The sequence below is a fragment of the Gordonia spumicola genome (assembly GCF_009932475.1).
Lineage (GTDB): Bacteria > Actinomycetota > Actinomycetes > Mycobacteriales > Mycobacteriaceae > Gordonia > Gordonia spumicola.
Genome location: NZ_BJOV01000002.1, coordinates 561369 through 579212 on the forward strand (window position 1 = coordinate 561369; position 17844 = coordinate 579212).

Consider the following 17844-nt stretch of genomic DNA (forward strand, 5'->3'; position numbering starts at 1 on the left):
GAGCCACCCGCGCGTCTACTGCGGTTTCGCGAGGGGGAAGGCGAGCGACTCGCGGATCGAGGTGCCGGTGATCAGCATGACGACGCGGTCGACGCCGACGCCGAGGCCGCCGGTCGGGGGCATGGCGTATTCAAGGGCGGTGAGGAAGTCGTCGTCCACCTCCATCGCCTCGGCGTCGCCGCCGGCGGCCTTGACGGACTGCTCGGTGAGGCGACGGCGTTGTTCGACGGGGTCGGTGAGCTCGGTGTACGCGGTTCCCAGTTCGACGCCCCACGCGACGAGATCCCACCGTTCGGCGACGCCGTCCACGCTGCGGTGCGCGCGAGTGAGCGGTGACGTCGAGGTCGGGAAGTCGGTGTAGAACGTCGGGAACCGCGTCTGCTCTTCGACGAGGTGTTCGTACATCTCCAACACGATGTGCCCGGCGTCCCAATCGGGACGCAACGCGATGTCGAGACCGCGGCACAGCTCGCGCAGCTCGTCGGCGCCGGACTGCGGCGTGACGTCGACGCCCACCGCCTCCGACACCGCTCCGTGCACGGTCTTGACGGGCCAGTCGCCCGAGATGTCGACGCGTTCACCGTCGCGCACGACCACCGGGGAACCGTGCGCCGCAGTCGCCGCAGCGACGATCATGTCGCGGGTCAGCGTCATCATCGACAGGTAATCGTGGTGCGCCGCATAGGCTTCCAGGCTCGTGAACTCGGGATTGTGCGAGAAGTCGACGCCCTCGTTGCGGAAGTTGCGACCCAGTTCGAACACCTTCTCGATGCCGCCGACGCACAGCCGCTTCAGATACAGCTCCGGCGCGATCCGCAGATACAGGTCGAGACCGTAGGCGTTGATGTGCGTCCGGAACGGCGTCGCGTTGGCCCCGCCGTGCACCTGCTGCAGGATCGGCGTCTCCACTTCGAGGAAACCGGCGTCGGACAGGTGATCGCGCAGGGCCTTCACGACCGTCGACCGCGCGACGAGCAAGTCGCGTGCCCGGGCGTCGACGGCGAGGTCGAGGTACCGCTGACGGACCTTCGCCTCGGGGTCGGTGAGTCCGCTCCACTTGTCGGGCAGCGGGTGCAGGCACTTGCCGTCGAGATGCCAGGCGTCCACCAGCAACGACAGCTCGCCGGTGCGGCTGGCGCCGATGACGCCGGACGCGCCGATGAGGTCACCGAGGTCGAGGGTCGACGCGAAGTCCGGACCGTCGACGGTCGCGGGCTCCACGAGCAGCTGGATCTCTCCCGACGAGTCGTGGATCCGCGCGAACGCCACACTGCCGAAGTCCCGCAGCCTGGTGACGCGGCCCGCCACCGACACCCGCGCGCCGACGGGCTCGGCGATCGCCGCGGCGACCGTGTGCGACGGCGGCTGCGCCACCGGATACGGGTCGACGCCCTGCTCGGCGAGGGACTGCATCTTGGCGATGCGGACCCGGACCTGCTCGGGACGCACCACGACGGGCGCCGCCGTCGCCGTGCTCCGCAGTTCGGCGACGAGCTCGTCCACGTCGACGCCCTCGGGGACCGACGGGGCGCCGTCCCGGTACTGGCGGTCGCGCCAGGTGCGGCCGGGCAGTTGGACGAAGCCTTCCGCGGTCACCGCGGCCAGTCCGGCGCGGGGAATCGACAGGCCGTCCTCGTAGCAGAGGAACCGCGGCACCCACGTCGGCTGATACTTGGCGTTCGACTTGTACAGCGACTCCATCTGGAAGAACCGCGAGAAGAACCTCAGCACGCCGTGCGACGCCTTCATCACCGGGCCCGCGCCGATCTCGTCACCGCGTTCGAAGAAGTCGCGGAACGCCGCGAAGTTCAGGGAGATCTTGGTGACGCCGACGGTCTCGGCGTTGCGGGCCAACTCCGACACCATCGTCTCGACCACCCCGTTGGGGCCGTTGCGGTCGCGGCGCATCAGGTCGAGCGACACCCCGGTCCGTCCCCACGGGACGAACGACAGCATGCCGATCACCCGCTCGTCCTCGCTCCCCTCGTGCTCGACGGCCTCGACGAGCAGGCACTCGCCGTCGTCGGGGTCGGCGACCCGGCTCAGCGCCATCGCGAAGCCGCGTTCCTCATCGGTGTCGCGCCACTCGTCGGCGCGGCGGACCACCTCGCCGAGTTCCGGCCACTCGACATCCTTCATGCGCCGCATCCGGACGGTCACGCCTGCGCGTTTGGCCCGCGACACGGCGTTGCGGACGTTCTTCATGTCGGGCCCGGACAGGGAGTAGTCAGCCACGTGGAGGATCGCCTCGTCGCCGATGTTGAGGGCCGTCAGTCCCGCGGCGTCGTACGCCTGCGCTCCGACTGTGCTCGCGCCGAGGACCGCCGGATGCCATCCGTACTTCTCGGCGAGCGACATGTACTCGGCGATGACATCGGGCCACGAGTCGGGGTCGCCGATCGGGTCGCCGCCCGCGACCGCCGTCGACAGTTCCACCCGGTACGTGATCGCGGCGCGTCCATCCGGCGAGAAGACGACGGCCTTGTCCCGGCGGGTCGAGAAGTAGCCGAGCGAGTCGTCCTCTCCGTAGGTCTGCAGCAGCGCCCGGATGAGGCGTTCGTCGGTGGCCGTCATCAGCGACGCGAGACGTTGCGACCGGAACAGGACGACGGCGGCCGCGATCAGCGCGAGGGCTCCGAAGAGGCCGAGGAGCCAGTTGACTGTCCAGTTGCTGTGGTGATCACCCAGCCTCCGCATCTCCAGCGTGGAGAACGCGACGACGTGATTGAACGCGTACGGGAGCCGCTCGTGACTCTTGAGAGTTCCGGGCGCGATGGACACCAGTCCCCACCCGGCGAGAGTTCCCGCGGCGAGGCCCGCGACGAGCACACCGAGGGCCGCGAGGATCGCACCGCGCCGCACGCGCGTCGAGAACTGGCGGTACGACGCGATCAGCACGCCCATCGCGAGCAGGTCGATGCCGAGTCCGATGAGCGACGGGATCCACTCGTCGTGCCAGCGGCGGTCCGAGCGCGCGACGAGCACCACCAGCAGGTTGAACGTCGCGTACACGAACAGGAACGCGATGGTGATCCACCAGGCGATCCGCTTGCGCTGCCCGAGGGAGACCGCCATGAGGCCGAGCGCGACCGTCCACGCGAGGCTCGCACCCGGCATCGGGAACACGTAGCTGTCCAGGAACGTCCGCGGGACCTGCAGGAGATGGTGCAGCGGCGGGATGATCGCCGACAGCAGCGAGACGATCGCGAGGAAGCCCAAGATCTCGCCCGCCCGTCGCGGGACGGTGTGCCCGAAGCCGCTCGGATGCGCGATACGGCCTACGGACGCGACGGCGCGGCGTGCGGCGGACGCCTGCCGGGCGGCTTCGCGCGACGACAGCTCCGCCGTCGATCTCGTGATGCGGGTCTCGGTCATAGCGCTGACGGTAGTCGTGCCGGTGCGCCGCCGCCTACGACGGCGGGGGACAATGGTCCCGTGGACGAAATCGAGATCCGGGACGAGTCGATCCGATTGGGTCAGTTCCTGAAACTTGCCAGCCTCATCGAGACCGGAGCCGACGCGAAGATCGTGATCGGCGACGGACTCGTCTCCGTCAACGGAGAGGTCGAGACCCGCCGTGGCCGTCAGCTGACGGCGGGCGACATCGTCGAGATCGGAGGGATCAGCGTCCGACTCGCAACACCGTGAGCTCCGCGGTGGTAGCGAGACGTTCGCCCTGCTCGGTCAGGGTGCGAGCGTGACGGCGGCGTCCAGGCAGATTCCGGACGTACGAGATGAAGGACGGTCGACGTCGGTGACGGCTCGATTGCATGTGGCGTCTCCTCCCCGAGACATGGAACTGGTCTACACGTAGATCATCGTCCGGTGGACGCCCGAGCGTTAGCCTGGTCGAATGAAAGAGTCGGATTTCACAGCGCGCGACGGACGTCGTGTGCATGACGTCCGACTTCGGAGATTCTGCGCGAACAGGGGGAAAGCGGATGCGTGCCGGACTCACCGTCACCGGGCTCACGAAACGATTCGGCGATCTGACGGCGCTCGACGATCTGAGCTTCGACGTCGCGCCGGGGGAGGTCTTCGGGTTCGTCGGCTCGAACGGAGCGGGTAAGTCGACGACCATGCGGATCATTCTCGGCGTCCTCGCCGCCGACACCGGATCGGTCGGTTTCGGCGAACGCGACATCGATTCCGACGTCCGGCGTCGCATCGGCTACATGCCGGAGGAACGCGGCCTGTACCCGAAGATGAAGGTCGGCGAACAGCTCGTCTACCTGGCCCGACTGCATGGACTGTCGCCGTCGGACGCCTCCACGCGGATGCGGTACTGGACCGAGCGGCTCGGCGTGGACGCCAGGGTCGGCGACAACGTCGCCGACCTGTCACTCGGCAATCAGCAGCGCGTGCAGTTGGCCGCGGCCCTCGTCTTCGACCCCGACCTGCTGGTGTTGGACGAACCGTTCTCGGGCCTGGATCCCGTTGCGGTCGACGTGATGAGCGACGTGATCGTCGAGAAGGCGGCCGACGGTGTCCCCGTCCTGTTCTCGAGTCACCAGCTCGAGCTGGTCCAACGCCTGTGCCACCGGGTCGGAATCATCGCCAAGGGCCGCATGCAGGCGCTCGGCGCCGTCGACGACCTGCGGGCGCGCGACGGCGTCCGACTCCGCGTCGCCTCGACCGCCCCGGCGGGCTGGGCCGACGGCCTTCCCGGCGTGGTCCGAGCCGAGTACGGAGAGACGACGACCGTCTACGTCGACGACACCGTCGACGATCAGCAGGTCCTGCGGGCCGCGCTCGCCCACGGGCCGGTGCACACGTTCGCCTCGGAGAAGCCCGACCTGACCGAGCTGTTCCGAGAGGTGGTGACCGCGGCGTGAGCGCACCGAGCCCCGCGACGTCGTGGACCACGATCCGGCTGATCGCGTCCCGCGAGATCTCCACCCGAGTCCGCACCCGATCGTTCATCGTCACCAACGTGATCATGCTGCTGGTGGCTGTCGTCGGCTGCCTCGTGGCGTCGCATTTCGTCGGCAAGGACGACCACGAGGTGCAGACCGTCGCCACGCAGGGTGTCAGCGCCGCCGCGAAGTCGGCGATCACCGAGACCGGAAAGCAGTTGGGGGTCACGCTGCGACTCGTCGACGCGTCCGACGCACGCGCGCAGGCCGCCGACGGCGACGTGACCGCCGCGATCGTCGCCCAGCCGGACGGAACGCTGCGCGTCTTCTCCGAGGACTCCCTCGACACCGACGTCGAAGCCTCCATCAAGAGCGGCGTCTCGTCGTCCGCCGTCGCCGCGGCGCTGCAGAAGGCCGGAGTCGACCCGGCGAGCGTGCAACGGCAGGCGACGGTCACCCTCGAGCGGACGAAGGACGTGCCGCCCGCGCAAGGCGAGCGCGTCGCGCTGTCGTATGTGGGAACGGTCCTGATGTTCCTGGTGATCTTCGGCGGCGGCATGGCGGTCGCCGTCGGCGTGGTCGAGGAGAAGGTGTCGCGGATCGTCGAGATCCTCCTCGCCACCGTCAAACCGTCTCAACTGCTGTGGGGCAAGATCCTCGGCATCGGCGTCGTGCAGATCATCTCGACGCTGGCCCTGGCTGCGGTCGGGCTGATCACCGCCAGGGCGACGGGCCTGCTGACGATCCCCGACGTCGCCTATTCGATGGTCGGGGTGTCGGCGATCTGGCTGTTGCTCGGCTTCCTGTTCTTCTCCGCCCTGTACGCCGCGACCGGTGCGATGGTGTCCCGCCAGGAGGAGATCAACAGCGCCGCGTGGCCGCTGATGATCGTCGCGATGGGCACCATGTACTCCGGCATCTTCGGCATCAGCGCACCCGACTCGTCCGTCATGCGCGTGCTCGCGTGGATCCCGCCGTTCTCGTCGACCGTCGTCCCGATGCGCGTCGCCACCGGCTACGCCGACTGGATGGAAGTCGCCGGATCGGCGCTGATCATGGCCGCCGTGACGGCCCTCGCCGTCTGGATCTCCGGCCGGATCTACCGCCGCTCGGTCCTCATGACGGGCTCGCGCGTCTCCTGGAAGAAGGCGCTGGGGCGCTGACTCGAACGATCTGCAGCCGAGCGATCCCTCCGCGATCGTTCACGCTCGCGCAATGTTCCCCGATTGAGCCACTTTGGCCGGAGATCGACCTCGAAACCGCGAAATCGGGGAACCTACGGTCCTTCCTGCTCCTTGAGCGAGCGTGCGAGTCGAAAAGCGTCACCCACGCGCCATCCGTGCCAGGCGGCCGCGCGATCAACCTCCGGTCAGACGGTCGATGCCTGCTCGCGTTCGATCGATGCGTGCGGCGGCGTCGTCGAGACGTGCCGACACCTCGTCCAGCCGGTCACGCAGTGCCGGGCACATCGCGACGGACATCCGGTCGCTCCCCGACTCCACGCAGTCCAGGTACTGCCGGATCGTCGCGGTGTTGAGACCGGCCTCGATCATCAGACGGATGCGGGCCACGGTGCCGACGTCCTCGGGACCGTAGTCCCGATAGCCGCTCGACGTCCGCGACGGTTCGAGCAGGCCCTCGTCCTCGTAGTGTCGGAGCACACGCGCCGTGACCCCGGCACGTTCTGCGAACTCGCCTATTCTCATGGACTCCCCCGTATCCGCGTCGCCGTCGGCTTGACCTTCACGCCGACGTCAATCCCTACCGTCAGAGTATGAGCAACGACCGCGTGATCATCGTCCACGGCTTCGGCGCGGGCGTCGACGACCATTGGTTCCCCTGGCTCGCCGACACCGTCGGCGCCGAGAGGATCGCACTCCCCGAATCCAAGAACCCCCGTGAAGAGCGATGGACGTCCACCCTGGTCGACGCCTTCGGGGACGTCGACGAGAAGACGACGATCGTCGCGCACAGCCTCGGCTGCATCGCATCGATACGGGCGTTGGGCGCGACGCTGTCACCGGATGATCGCCTGGGTGGATTCGTGGCGGTGGCTCCGTTCGCGCGCATGCTGCGGCCGGTGGGCGAACCCGACCTCGACGCGTTCATCGAGTCCGGCCTGCCGGACTTCGTCTCGGGGATCGACGTGGCGGCGGTCGGTCGCCAGATCATCGACCGACACGTGCTCCGGTCGACCGACGACCCGGTGGTCGACGCCGCCGCGTCGGACGAGTTCGCCGACCTGCTCGGAACGTCGACGCTCGTCGTTCCCGATGCGGGCCACTTCCTCGCCGACGACGGGGTGACCCGGCTCGACGAAGTCCGACGGCTCATTCGCCTGCACTGAACGAACGTCGCGCAACGCCGCCGACGCGCTGCGAGATCAGCCGACCGACCGCCACTCGGTATGCCGTCTCCCGACAGTCCGCACCGACCTCAGCCCGGTTGCGGGCGTCACAGTCCGGCACCTTCCACCTGAACACGCATACCCGGCGTGATGCCGTGGCGGGCGACGGTGCCGTCCGCCATTTCGACGACGAACGTCGACGGGGACGACGGCGTGTAGATCGTCTTCGGGTAGCTGCTCGGCTGAGCGCTCCGCAGGACGTCGACCACGCTCATCCGGTCATCGAGCCACATGATGTCGATCGGATACGCCATGTCCTTCATCCAGACTCCGGCCGAGCCGCGCGCGGGCAGGACGAACAACATCGCTTCGTCCGGGGCGAGCGACGCGGTCCCGGACAGGCCGCGCTCGAGTTCGGAGGCCGTGCGCGCGACCCTCAGGTCGAATGTCGCTCCCGCGACGACCATCGTCGGTTCGCCGGGCACAGGCTTCTCCTGTCCACAGCCCGACACCGCGGTGACCAGCATCACCGCGGCTACCAGACTGAGCGCCCACCTGACGAAGCTGCCCATCGACGGTCAGCCCCGCCGAGGCTCGGCGAACACGACGATGTTGTCGACGCTGGCGTCTACGGCGGAGTCGAAGCGTCCACCACAGGTCACCAGCGCGATCCCGGAGCCCTTCGGCGCGGACGTCAGTGCCTTGTTGAGCGCCGAGGGATCCGACTTCGGGATGTCGGCGACGACCCGAGTGACGGAGAACTCGACAGCCTCTCCCGACGCCGCGGTGACGACGATCGTGTCGCCGTTCCGCATCCGGGAGATGTCGTTGAACACGCCGGGCCCACCGACCTGGGTGTGCCCGAGGATCACTGCCATTCCGTCCGAGCCGGGCCGCGGCCCGTCGGACCACCAGGTGGTGTCCATCATGTCCGTCGGCACACCGAAGCTCGGCACATCGCGGCCGAGGAACTTCGCGTATTCCATCACCGTGCCCTTGGGTTCCACACGCGCGGACACCTGCAGCGACGGAATCGCGATCGTCGCGGGCACCACTCCCCCCGTCGAGGAGGGCGGCACGACGGAAGGCATCGAACCGTGTCGGCCGGTGCGCTCTGTTCGGCACGCGGGAGCACCCCGGTGGCGAAGAGCACGCCGATCACGACCGCGAGGACGGCACACAGCCCGACGATCACGCCGGCGACACGGCGCCGCACTCCCCGCTTCTCAGTGGTGGATTCCGAATTCATCTTCACATTCCCCGTCGACGCTCAGCCAGAGATCTCTAGCCGGTCGCGGCCTGAAGCGGGTAGGTCACGACGCCGCTCGGGTACGGCGCGGTCGGAACGATTCGCGGGACGACGACAACGGTGGTCGACGGCGGGTTCTGGCTGGTGGTGACCGTCGTGGTCGGCGCGATCTTGGTGACGGTGACCGTCGTCGGAGCGGGCGTCGTCGGCTTGGTCGTCGGTGCGGTGGTCGTCGGCTCCGTCGTCGGCGCGGTAGTCGTCGGCTCCGTGGTCGGCGCAGTGGTCGTCGGCTCCGTGGTCGGCGCGGTGGTCGTCGGCTCGGTGGTCGTCGGGTCCGGAGGACGGAGGGACGGGTCCGAAGCGGTCGATCCGTCTGAACACGGGTAGGTCACGATCTGAGCGGAGGCCACGCCTGCCGAGGAAATGAGGGCTGCACCGAGAATCGTCGCGACGAGAACCGGGCGGATGGAGTACTTCATGGTGTGACAGCTTTGCGCGCAACGCTGCTTCGCTAATCTTCAGCAACTACCAGTCTGAATATAGCCAGCAGCCCCCCAACAAGTCTGCGCATCGGCAAAGAATGGATTGGCACAGAATTAACGTTCTCACCCATAATATTTCCGACATTTCGCTTGTCGATAGAGGCCGTCGATGCACAGAAACGTTCACGGTGCGAGTCGCGACATCTCCGCTTCTGAGCAAGAAACCACGCCGCGAGGTCAATGCACAACACGCACTCCAATGGAGAATGCGGTGACGCCCGTCACAGCCTGGGCCAGCGCGTCTCCGATTCGACGGACACCCGGATCTCGCTCCAGCCCAGGTGCTGCCGCCTCGACATCGGCTCCGATATCGCATCTCCACTCCCCTCGACACAGGCCACCGCCGGGCTCAATCACCAGCGGAGAAACGGGCCGCACAAACGACGAAAGGCGGCCCGACGTCGTTGTCGGACCGCCTCTCGGAGCGGAGGAGCGCTCTGGTTAGCGCTGAGCGACCATCGTGGGGACGATGGGGGCGGGCAGGAGGGTGGAGCCGGTGAGGTACCGGTCGGCTGCCGAAGCGGCCGAGCGGCCCTCCGCGATCGCCCACACGATCAGCGACTGTCCACGCCCCGCGTCGCCCGCGACGAACACGCCGGGCAGGCCGACGGCGCCGAAGTCGTCACCGCGGGCGACATTGCCGCGCGGATCGTAGGTGACGCCCAGCTTGTCGAGCAGGTCGCTCCGCTCCGGCCCGACGAAGCCCATCGCGAGGAGGACGAGTTCGGCTTCCAGCTCGAAGTCGCTGCCCTCCACCTTCTGGAAACGTCCGCCGACCATCTTCACCTCGTGGGCCTTCAGGCTCGTGACCTTGCCGTCGACACCCGTGAACTCCTCGGTGTTCACGCTGTACACGCGGTCGCCGCCCTCCTCATGGGCGGACGCGACGCGGTACATCAGCGGGTACGTCGGCCACGGGGTCGACTCGGCGCGCTCGATCGGAGGCTTCGGCATGATCTCGAACTGGTGCACGGCCTTCGCGCCCTGACGCAGCGACGTGCCGAGGCAGTCGGCTCCGGTGTCACCGCCGCCGATGATGACGACGTTCTTGCCCGCGGCCGTGATCTGGCCGTCGACGACGTCGCCGTGCTGCACGCGGTTGGCCTGCGGCAGGAACTCCATCGCCTGGTGGATGCCGTCGAGGTCACGGCCCGGAACCGGCAGATCGCGGCCGATCGTCGAACCGTTCGCGAGGATCACCGCGTCGAAGTCGGAGCGCAGCTCGTCGACGGTCACGTCGACACCCACGTTGACGCCCGCGCGGAAGACGGTGCCCTCGGCCTCCATCTGCTCCAGGCGACGGTCGATGAACCGCTTCTCCATCTTGAACTCGGGGATGCCGTAGCGCAGCAGACCACCGATGCGGTCGGCCCGCTCGAAGACCGTCACGTCGTGACCGGCCCGCGTCAGCTGCTGTGCGGCGGCCAGACCGGCAGGCCCCGACCCGACGACGGCGACCTTCTTGCCCGTCTTCTCCGACGGCAGGACGGGCCGCACCGCGTCGTCGTCGAACGCCTTCTCGATCAGCTCTACCTCGACCTGCTTGATCGTGACGGCGGGCTGGTTGATGCCGAGCACGCACGACGCCTCACACGGCGCCGGGCACAGGCGACCGGTGAACTCCGGGAAGTTGTTCGTCGCGTGCAGTCGCTCGATGCCCGCGTCCCACCGGTCCTTGTAGACGAGGTCGTTCCACTCGGGGATCAGGTTGCCCAGCGGGCAACCGTTGTGGCAGAACGGGATTCCGCAGTCCATGCAACGGCTGGCCTGTGTCTTGAGGGTGGACTTGTCGAAGTCGTTGTAGACCTCTTTCCAGTCCATCAGGCGCAGGTCAACCGGCCGACGGGTCGGCGTCTCGCGCTCGGTGTGCTTCAGAAAACCTCGGGTGTCAGCCACGAGCCGCCTCCATGATCGCGTCGTTCACATCTCGTCCGGTGCGCTCAGCGACATCGATGGCGATGAGCACTCTCTTGTAGTCGCGGGGCATCACCTTCACGAAGTGGCCCTGCTGGGTCGACCAGTCGGCGAGAACGGTCGTGGCGACCGCCGACCCGGTCTCGTCGCGGTGTTCGACCAGCGTGCTCTCCAGCACGTGCAGATCGTCGGCGTCGAGCTCCTCGAGGTCGACGAGCTCGCCGTTGAGGTTCGCCTCGAACGTGCCGTTCGGGTTGTAGACGTACGCGACGCCGCCCGACATGCCCGCCGCGAAGTTGCGGCCCGTCTCACCGAGCACGACGACGGTGCCGCCGGTCATGTACTCGCAGCCGTGATCACCGACGCCCTCGACGACCGCCCGGATGCCCGAGTTGCGGACACAGAAGCGCTCGCCCGCGACGCCGCGGAGGAAGATCTTGCCCGCCGTGCCGCCGAAGCCGATCACGTTGCCCGCGATGATGTTGTCCTCGGCGACGAAGTCGGCCGGAGCGTTCCGCGGCGGGCGGACGACGAGCTTGCCGCCCGACAGGCCCTTGCCGACGAAGTCGTTCGCGTCGCCCTCGAGGCGCATCGTGATGCCGCGGGGCACGAATGCGCCGAAGCTGTTGCCCGCCGACCCGCTCAGGTCGATGGACACGGTGCCCTCGGGCAGCCCCTGCGCGCCGTACGCCTTCGTGACCTCGTGGCCGAGCATGGTGCCGACCGTGCGGTTCACGTTGGTGATGGGCGAGGTGATGTGCACACGAGTGCCCGAATCGATGGCGGCGCGCGCCTTCTCGATCAGCTCGTTGTCGAGCGCCTTGTCCAGACCGTGGTCCTGCTTGCCGGTGCAGTACAGGTCCTGGTTCATGAACGGCGAGTCGGGCATCGTCAGGATCGGCGTCAGGTCGAGCTTGCCGGCCTTGTCGTCGTTCCAGCGGGCGATCGCCTTGCGGGTGTCGAGGGCCTCGAACCGACCGATCGCCTCCTGCAGCGTGCGGAAGCCGAGGCGAGCGAGCAGTTCGCGGACCTCTTCGGCGATGTACAGCATGAAGTTCTCGACGAACTCCGGCTTGCCGGTGAACCGCTCGCGCAGCAGCGGGTTCTGCGTCGCCACACCCACCGGGCACGTGTCCAGGTGGCAGACGCGCATCATGACGCAGCCGGAGACGACGAGCGGCGCGGTCGCGAAACCGAACTCCTCGCCACCGAGCAGCGCCGCGATCATCACGTCGCGGCCCGTCTTCAGCTGGCCGTCCACCTGCACGACGATCCGGTCGCGCAGACCGTTCAGCAGCAGCGTCTGCTGGGTCTCGGCGAGGCCGATCTCCCACGGTGCGCCCGCATGCTTGAGCGACGTCAGCGGGCTCGCACCCGTGCCGCCGTCGAAGCCCGAGATCAGGACGACGTCGGCGTGCGCCTTCGACACACCTGCCGCGACGGTGCCCACACCGAGCTCGGAGACGAGCTTGACGTGGATGCGGGCCGACGGGTTCGCGTTCTTCAGGTCGTGGATCAGCTGCGCGAGATCCTCGATCGAGTAGATGTCGTGATGCGGCGGCGGCGAGATCAGCCCGACGCCCGGCGTGGAGCCTCGGACCTCGGCGACCCACGGGTACACCTTGTGCGGCGGCAACTGGCCGCCCTCGCCCGGCTTCGCGCCCTGCGCCATCTTGATCTGGATGTCGGTGCAGTTGCTCAGGTAGTGGCTCGTGACGCCGAACCGGCCCGACGCGACCTGCTTGATCGCGCTGCGACGCCAGTCGCCGTTCTCGTCGTGGCTGAACCGACGCGGATCCTCGCCGCCCTCACCGGAGTTCGACTTGCCGCCGAGCCGGTTCATCGCGACCGCGAGGGTCTCGTGCGCCTCGGCGGAGATGGACCCGTAGCTCATCGCGCCCGTCGAGAAACGCTTGACGATCTCGCTCGCGGGCTCCACCTTGTCGAGCGGGATCGGGTCCCGGTCGCCGAAGTTGAAGTCGAACAGGCCGCGCAACGTGCCGAGGCGCGTCGACTGGTCGTCGACGAGCTTCGTGTACTCCTTGAACACGCTGTACTGGCCGGTGCGGGTGGCGTGCTGCAGCTTGAACACCGTGTCCGGGTTGAACAGGTGGTACTCGCCTTCGCGGCGCCACTGGTACTCGCCGCCGACCTCGAGCTCACGGTGTGCCCGCTCGCTCGGACGGTCGGTGAAGGCCGTGCCGTGACGACGTGCGACGTCGCCCGCGATCTCGTCGAGTCCGACGCCGTCGAGCTGGCTGTTGAGGCCGGTGAAGAACTCGTCGACGACGTCCTGCGCGAGGCCGATCACCTGGAACAGCTGGGCGCCGTTGTACGACGGGACGGTGGAGATGCCCATCTTGGACATCACCTTCAGGACGCCCTTGCCCGCGGCCTTGATGTAGTTGGCACGGGCCTTCGCGAACGTCGCGAGATGGTCGAGGTCATCGGTGCCGGGCACGACGAGGGCGCCCGACTCCAGCATGTCCTCGATCGACTCGAACGCCATGTACGGGTTGATCGCGGCGGCGCCGAAACCGATGAGGAGCGCCATGTGGTGCACCTCGCGGGCGTCGCCCGACTCGACGACGAGGCTTGCGCGGGTACGGGTCCGCTCACGCACCAGGTGGTGGTGGACGGCCGACGTCAGCAGCAACGACGGGATCGGGGCCAGGGTCTCGTCGCTCTCGCGGTCGGACAGCACGATGACGCGCGCACCGTCGGCGATGGCGGCCGACACCTTGGCGCGGACGTCGTCGAGCGCTCTGCGCAGACCCGCGCCGCCCTCGGCGACCGGGTAGAGGCCGTGGATGTGCGCGGACGGGAAGCCCGTCTCGGCGCCGTCGATCTCGACGAGACGAGCGAGGTCGTCGTTGTCGAGGATCGGCTGGCTCAACACGATCTGCTTGGCCGACTCGGCGGTCGGGTTCAGCAGGTCGCGCTCGCCACCGATGCGGTGCCCGATGCTCGTGACGACCTCTTCGCGGATCGCATCCAGCGGCGGGTTCGTGACCTGCGCGAACAGCTGCTGGAAGTAGTCGAACAGCATGCGCGGACGCTCGGACAGGACGGCGATCGGCGTGTCGGTGCCCATCGAACCCATGCCCTCGGCACCCGTCGACGCCATCGGCGCGACGAGCACGTTGAGATCTTCGGTGGTGTAGCCGAACACCTGCTGGCGCAGGGCGACGCGGTCGTGCGCCATGTGCTTGTGCGGCGGCGCCGGAAGGTCTTCGAGCTTCACCTGGTTCTCGTCCAGCCACTGCTGGTACGGGTGCTCGGCGGCGAGCTCGTCCTTGATCTCCTCGTCGGCGACGATGCGGCCCTGCGCGGTGTCGACCAGGAACATCTTGCCCGGACGCAGACGCGTGCGGGTGACGATGTCGGCCGGATCGATGTCGAGGACGCCGACCTCCGAGCCGAGAACCACCAGACCGTCCTTGGTGACCCAGATGCGCGACGGACGCAGACCGTTGCGGTCCAGGACCGCGCCGATCACGGTGCCGTCGGTGAAGCACACCGACGCCGGTCCGTCCCACGCCTCGGTGAGCGCCGAGTGGTACTCGTAGAACGCGCGGTGCTCGGGCTTCATGGTCTCGCTGCGCTCCCACGCCTCGGGGACCATCATCAGGACCGAGTGCGGCAGGCTGCGACCGCCGAGGTGCAGCAGTTCGAGGACCTCGTCGAAGCGGGCGGTGTCCGACGCACCCGGGGTGCAGACCGGGAAGATCTTGTCCAGCCCGTTCTCACCGAAGGCATCGCTCTTGATGAGGGCCTCGCGGGCGCGCATCCAGTTCTCGTTGCCGGTGACGGTGTTGATCTCGCCGTTGTGGGCAACGCGCCGGAACGGGTGCGCCAGCGGCCACGACGGGAACGTGTTGGTGGAGAAGCGCGAGTGGACCATGCCGAGTGCGCTCTCGACCCGGTCGTCCTGCAGGTCGAGGTAGAAGTCCCGCAGCTGCGGCGTCGTCAGCATGCCCTTGTAGACGAACGTCTGACCGGACAGGCTCGGGAAGTAGACGGTGTCGCGGCCGGGGCCGTCCTGGCCCGCACCCTTCTCGCCGAGCTCGTACTGAACACGCTTGCGCACCACGTACGCCCTGCGCTCCAGCTCCATGCCGTCAGCGCTGCCCTGATCGCTCCCGGCGAGCGCGAAGAAGATCTGACGGAACGTGGGCATCGCATCGCGGGCGAGGGCTCCGAGCGAGCTCTCGTCGACCGGGACGTCGCGCCATCCGAGGAGGTTCAGGCCCTCCTCGCGGACGATCGCCTCGACGCCTGCGACGGCCTCGGCCACGTCGGCGGCCGCCTGCGGGAGGAACGCGATACCCGTCGCGTACGAGCCCGCGGCGGGCAACTCGAAGTCGGTCACCTCACGCAGAAAGCGGTCCGGGACCTGGATCATGATGCCCGCACCGTCACCGGTGTTGGGCTCAGCGCCCGCGGCGCCGCGGTGTTCGAGGTTCACCAGTGCGGTGATGGCCTTCTCGACGATGTCACGGCTCCGGCGGCCGTGCATGTCGACGACGAACGCGACACCACAGGCGTCGTGTTCGTTGGCTGGATCGTAGAGACCTGTCGGCCCCGGCAAGTGCATCATGGAATCTGCCATTCCTGCACGCGACGCTGCGTACTGTTCGTACTTCTGGAGAACCCGGTTCTCGACGTGGAGCTGCACGTCCCGGGGATTCAGCGTCGTTGCTGGCCCTTGCCCGGCGATCGGTCACAATCGCGTTTCGGGCAAGTTAAGTAGGCCAATTGTCGCACGTCCGCGCCCTACCGCGCAAAAAAGTCCTACAGTCCCAGATGTGAGCTTGCTCAACGATTCCCCTGGGGCCCGCGGCTCGCTGAGGGCCCGCGCGTTCAACGGCTACGTGACCCTCGCGTCGCGGCCGATGATGGCGGTCCTCGGACGCGGCGCCACCGTCGCGCCGACCCTCCTCACGGCGGCGCGGCCCGGCGTCAACCGCGGACTGTCCGCGATCTCGCCGGTTCCCCGCGGCACGCGGATCACCCAGGTCCGAGAGTTCTCCGGCGACGGCCGCGTGTACGGCGAGTGGGTCCACGAGCACGACGTGTACGGCGGCCGGGTCCCCGATCCGTCGACCGGCCGCAAGGTCATCTACTACATCCACGGCAGCGGATACGTGATCTGCTCGTCGCGGACCCACCGCGGTCTCGTCGCCCGGCTGGGTCGTCGCGCCGGGATGGGCGCGTTCAGCGTCGACTACCGTCTCGGCCCCGAATACCGCTGGCCGCTCGGCGGGGACGATGCGATCCGCGGCTACCGATGGCTGCTCGACCAGGGCTTCGACGGGTCGCAGATCGTCATCGCGGGCGACTCCGCGGGCGGTCACCTCGCCCTCGACCTCCTCGCGGCGAATCACCGCGACGGCGTCGCCCAGCCGTCGGCGATGGTCCTGTTCTCCCCGCTCTACGACCCGTCGTTCCAGCTCGCGTGCGCGCTCGAGGAGTCGGGGGTCAAGGACCCGATCATCAACGCGCGCGCCGCGACCGGCTTCTTGCGCATGTACACCGGGGACGCCGACCCCGACCACCCCCGCATGCGCGTGCGGCTGTCCCCCGACATGACGCTCCCCCGCACCCTCATCCAGGTGGGCGCCCGCGAGGTGATGGCCGACGACGCCCGCGCCATCGACCGCGTCATCCGGGAAGCCGGCGGCGAGGCGACGCTGCAGGAATGGCCCGCCCAAGGGCACGTCTTCCAGATGTTCCCCTACTTCACACCCGAATCGCGCCGCGCCGTCCACGAGGCTGCGGCCTTCCTGGCCTCCCCCGATCACTGAGCGACGGGCTGCGACTCCCGGCATATGTGGAAGGACGTCGCCCGGTCTGCAGCGATTAATCCGGTTGTCACAGGTCCGGTCATACCAGTGTCGCGGCTGGGCACACGGCCACCATCGCCCAGTTGAACACTTAAGGAGTGATGCGAGCCTCACGTTGTGCGTTGGTCGGCCATCCTTCGACGACGCCGTGAGCAAGCCATCGCCCAGAGTCGTCACGGCGCAGGGCGAGAACGCGGAAGTCGCTGACTGCGAAATCACCGAACGCTCGCAAGACCGGGTGGTCGTCGCTGCCGCGGATGAACTTGACGTAGACGACGTCGTCGAACTCGAGGTGCTCGTGGACGCCCGTGGTCAGCGAATACCCGTGCAAGGAGTCCGCAGTGCGATCGAGGTCCCAGTCCTCGACATCGTGAGTCAGTGCGGCTATGGCATTGGGGAACTCGGCGCGATGCTGCAGGCTGGTGAACCAAAGGCAAGCGGCACTTGCTGGATCGAAGAGCGCGGTGGCGGGGTCATAGTCCAGCGGCAGTCGGCTTGAGTCGACGATCTCCAGGAGCGAGACCGTCGAGAACTCGGCAGTGACAGCGGCACCGAACTCGGGAGCGACCTGGTGGAGCGCGTCGGCGAGGGCAAGGATCGTCCGCGGTGGACGCTTGTTGCGTTCGGTCACCGCGGACATCGCGGCGAAGACGGCCTCTGGGTCGAGGTCGAGCTGGTCCAGAAGAAACTCATCGGCGCTGAGAATCTCGACGCCGTGTGGCTCGCACGCGCGCGCCGGGAAGTCCTTGGTGTTGTCGGTGACGATCAGTGCAGCGCCTGATGCCACCGCGGCAGCCAGCACGTGGCGATCCTTGCGGTCGTTGGTCATCGCCTTGACGAGCTTGGCGTATCCGGCGGCGTGGTCTACTGCATGCGGGAACGCTCGCTGCATCTGAGCCAGTCGGTGGTCGGCCTGAGCAGAGGTCAGGCCAAGTTTCTTGATCAGGTTGCGGTGAACCTCGTCCAGGATGTCGGGAGTCCAGACAGGGGTGAACAACTCGTTGTCGGCGAGAGTGAGCAGCAGGTTGTTGAGGTTCTGCGGAATCATCACACAGGCGTCGAGGACGACGCGGAACGAGGAGGGCACCCG

The 17844-nt window shown here is 67.9% G+C and carries 13 protein-coding genes; 5 read left to right on the plus strand and 8 right to left on the minus strand.

The features are described from left to right. Nucleotides 1–15: 15 nt before the first annotated feature. Nucleotides 16–3375 carry a bifunctional lysylphosphatidylglycerol synthetase/lysine--tRNA ligase LysX gene (gene lysX, locus GYB83_RS04750; RefSeq protein ID WP_161894396.1) on the minus strand — a complete coding sequence of 1120 codons (3360 nt, stop codon included), beginning with the start codon at nt 3373–3375 and terminating at the stop codon, nt 16–18. A 60-nt stretch (nt 3376–3435) separates the two neighbouring features. Between lysX and GYB83_RS04755 the strand changes: the two genes are divergently transcribed. The 3 genes from GYB83_RS04755 (at nt 3436) to GYB83_RS04765 (ending at nt 6019) form a co-directional block, all read left to right on the plus strand. Continuing rightward, nucleotides 3436–3648, plus strand: coding sequence for an RNA-binding S4 domain-containing protein (locus GYB83_RS04755; protein WP_161894397.1), 213 nt, complete (start codon nt 3436–3438; stop codon nt 3646–3648). Between the two features lie 293 nt (nt 3649–3941). Next, the gene (locus GYB83_RS04760; protein ID WP_161894398.1) at nt 3942–4835 is read left to right on the plus strand and encodes an ABC transporter ATP-binding protein; all 894 of its coding nucleotides are present in this window, start codon (nt 3942–3944) and stop codon (nt 4833–4835) included. Further along, on the plus strand, nt 4832–6019 hold the full coding sequence (locus GYB83_RS04765) for an ABC transporter permease (protein WP_161894399.1): 1188 nt from the start codon (nt 4832–4834) through the stop codon (nt 6017–6019). The genes GYB83_RS04760 and GYB83_RS04765 overlap by 4 nt, the downstream gene beginning before the upstream one ends. Nucleotides 6020–6214: 195 nt before the next feature. On the opposite strand, the gene GYB83_RS04770 is transcribed toward GYB83_RS04765, so the two are convergent. After that, nucleotides 6215–6562: a MerR family transcriptional regulator gene (locus GYB83_RS04770; RefSeq protein ID WP_161894400.1), complete on the minus strand. Its 348-nt coding sequence runs from the start codon at nt 6560–6562 to the stop codon at nt 6215–6217. A 68-nt stretch (nt 6563–6630) separates the two neighbouring features. On the opposite strand from GYB83_RS04770, the gene GYB83_RS04775 reads away from it, so the two are divergent. Continuing rightward, entirely contained in the window at nt 6631–7203 is a 573-nt protein-coding gene (locus tag GYB83_RS04775) for an RBBP9/YdeN family alpha/beta hydrolase (protein WP_161894401.1), read from the plus strand. A gap of 107 nt (nt 7204–7310) precedes the next feature. Here GYB83_RS04775 and GYB83_RS04780 read toward each other — a convergent pair whose 3' ends face one another. The 5 genes from GYB83_RS04780 to gltB all read right to left on the minus strand — a co-directional run bounded on the left by GYB83_RS04780 (nt 7311) and on the right by gltB (nt 15508). After that, nucleotides 7311–7775, minus strand: a complete 465-nt coding sequence (locus GYB83_RS04780; protein ID WP_161894402.1) for a DUF192 domain-containing protein — start codon at nt 7773–7775, stop codon at nt 7311–7313. 6 nt (nt 7776–7781) lie between these two features. Then, a complete protein-coding gene (locus tag GYB83_RS04785; RefSeq protein ID WP_161894403.1) occupies nt 7782–8294 on the minus strand; it encodes a class F sortase in 513 nt (170 codons plus the stop codon). Between the two features lie 193 nt (nt 8295–8487). Further along, nucleotides 8488–8931, minus strand: a complete 444-nt coding sequence (locus GYB83_RS23330) for a hypothetical protein (protein WP_186349709.1) — start codon at nt 8929–8931, stop codon at nt 8488–8490. Nucleotides 8932–9435: 504 nt separating this feature from the next. Beyond that, nucleotides 9436–10890, minus strand: coding sequence for a glutamate synthase subunit beta (locus tag GYB83_RS04790; RefSeq protein WP_161894404.1), 1455 nt, complete (start codon nt 10888–10890; stop codon nt 9436–9438). Beyond that, on the minus strand, nt 10883–15508 hold the full coding sequence (gltB, locus tag GYB83_RS04795; RefSeq protein ID WP_161894656.1) for a glutamate synthase large subunit: 4626 nt from the start codon (nt 15506–15508) through the stop codon (nt 10883–10885). Before gltB ends, GYB83_RS04790 begins: the two co-directional genes overlap by 8 nt. 208 nt (nt 15509–15716) lie before the next feature. Between gltB and GYB83_RS04800 the strand changes: the two genes are divergently transcribed. Further along, nucleotides 15717–16715 carry an alpha/beta hydrolase gene (locus tag GYB83_RS04800; protein ID WP_186349710.1) on the plus strand — a complete coding sequence of 333 codons (999 nt, stop codon included), beginning with the start codon at nt 15717–15719 and terminating at the stop codon, nt 16713–16715. A gap of 130 nt (nt 16716–16845) precedes the next feature. Here GYB83_RS04800 and GYB83_RS04805 read toward each other — a convergent pair whose 3' ends face one another. Further along, on the minus strand, nt 16846–17841 hold the full coding sequence (locus GYB83_RS04805) for a VapC50 family PIN domain-containing toxin (RefSeq protein ID WP_228461164.1): 996 nt from the start codon (nt 17839–17841) through the stop codon (nt 16846–16848). Between the last annotated feature and the right edge of the window lie 3 nt (nt 17842–17844).

Bases quoted from the DNA above. Each gene is read 5' to 3' on its own strand.
- lysX (WP_161894396.1), bottom strand. From the start codon at position 3,375: ATGACCGAGACCCGCATCACGAGATCGACGGCGGAGCTGTCGTCGCGC.
- GYB83_RS04760 (WP_161894398.1), top strand. From the start codon at position 3,942: ATGCGTGCCGGACTCACCGTCACCGGGCTCACGAAACGATTCGGCGAT.
- GYB83_RS04770 (WP_161894400.1), bottom strand. From the start codon at position 6,562: ATGAGAATAGGCGAGTTCGCAGAACGTGCCGGGGTCACGGCGCGTGTG.
- GYB83_RS04775 (WP_161894401.1), top strand. From the start codon at position 6,631: ATGAGCAACGACCGCGTGATCATCGTCCACGGCTTCGGCGCGGGCGTC.
- GYB83_RS04780 (WP_161894402.1), bottom strand. From the start codon at position 7,775: ATGGGCAGCTTCGTCAGGTGGGCGCTCAGTCTGGTAGCCGCGGTGATG.
- GYB83_RS04785 (WP_161894403.1), bottom strand. From the start codon at position 8,294: ATGCCTTCCGTCGTGCCGCCCTCCTCGACGGGGGGAGTGGTGCCCGCG.
- GYB83_RS23330 (WP_186349709.1), bottom strand. From the start codon at position 8,931: ATGAAGTACTCCATCCGCCCGGTTCTCGTCGCGACGATTCTCGGTGCA.
- gltB (WP_161894656.1), bottom strand. From the start codon at position 15,508: ATGATGCACTTGCCGGGGCCGACAGGTCTCTACGATCCAGCCAACGAA.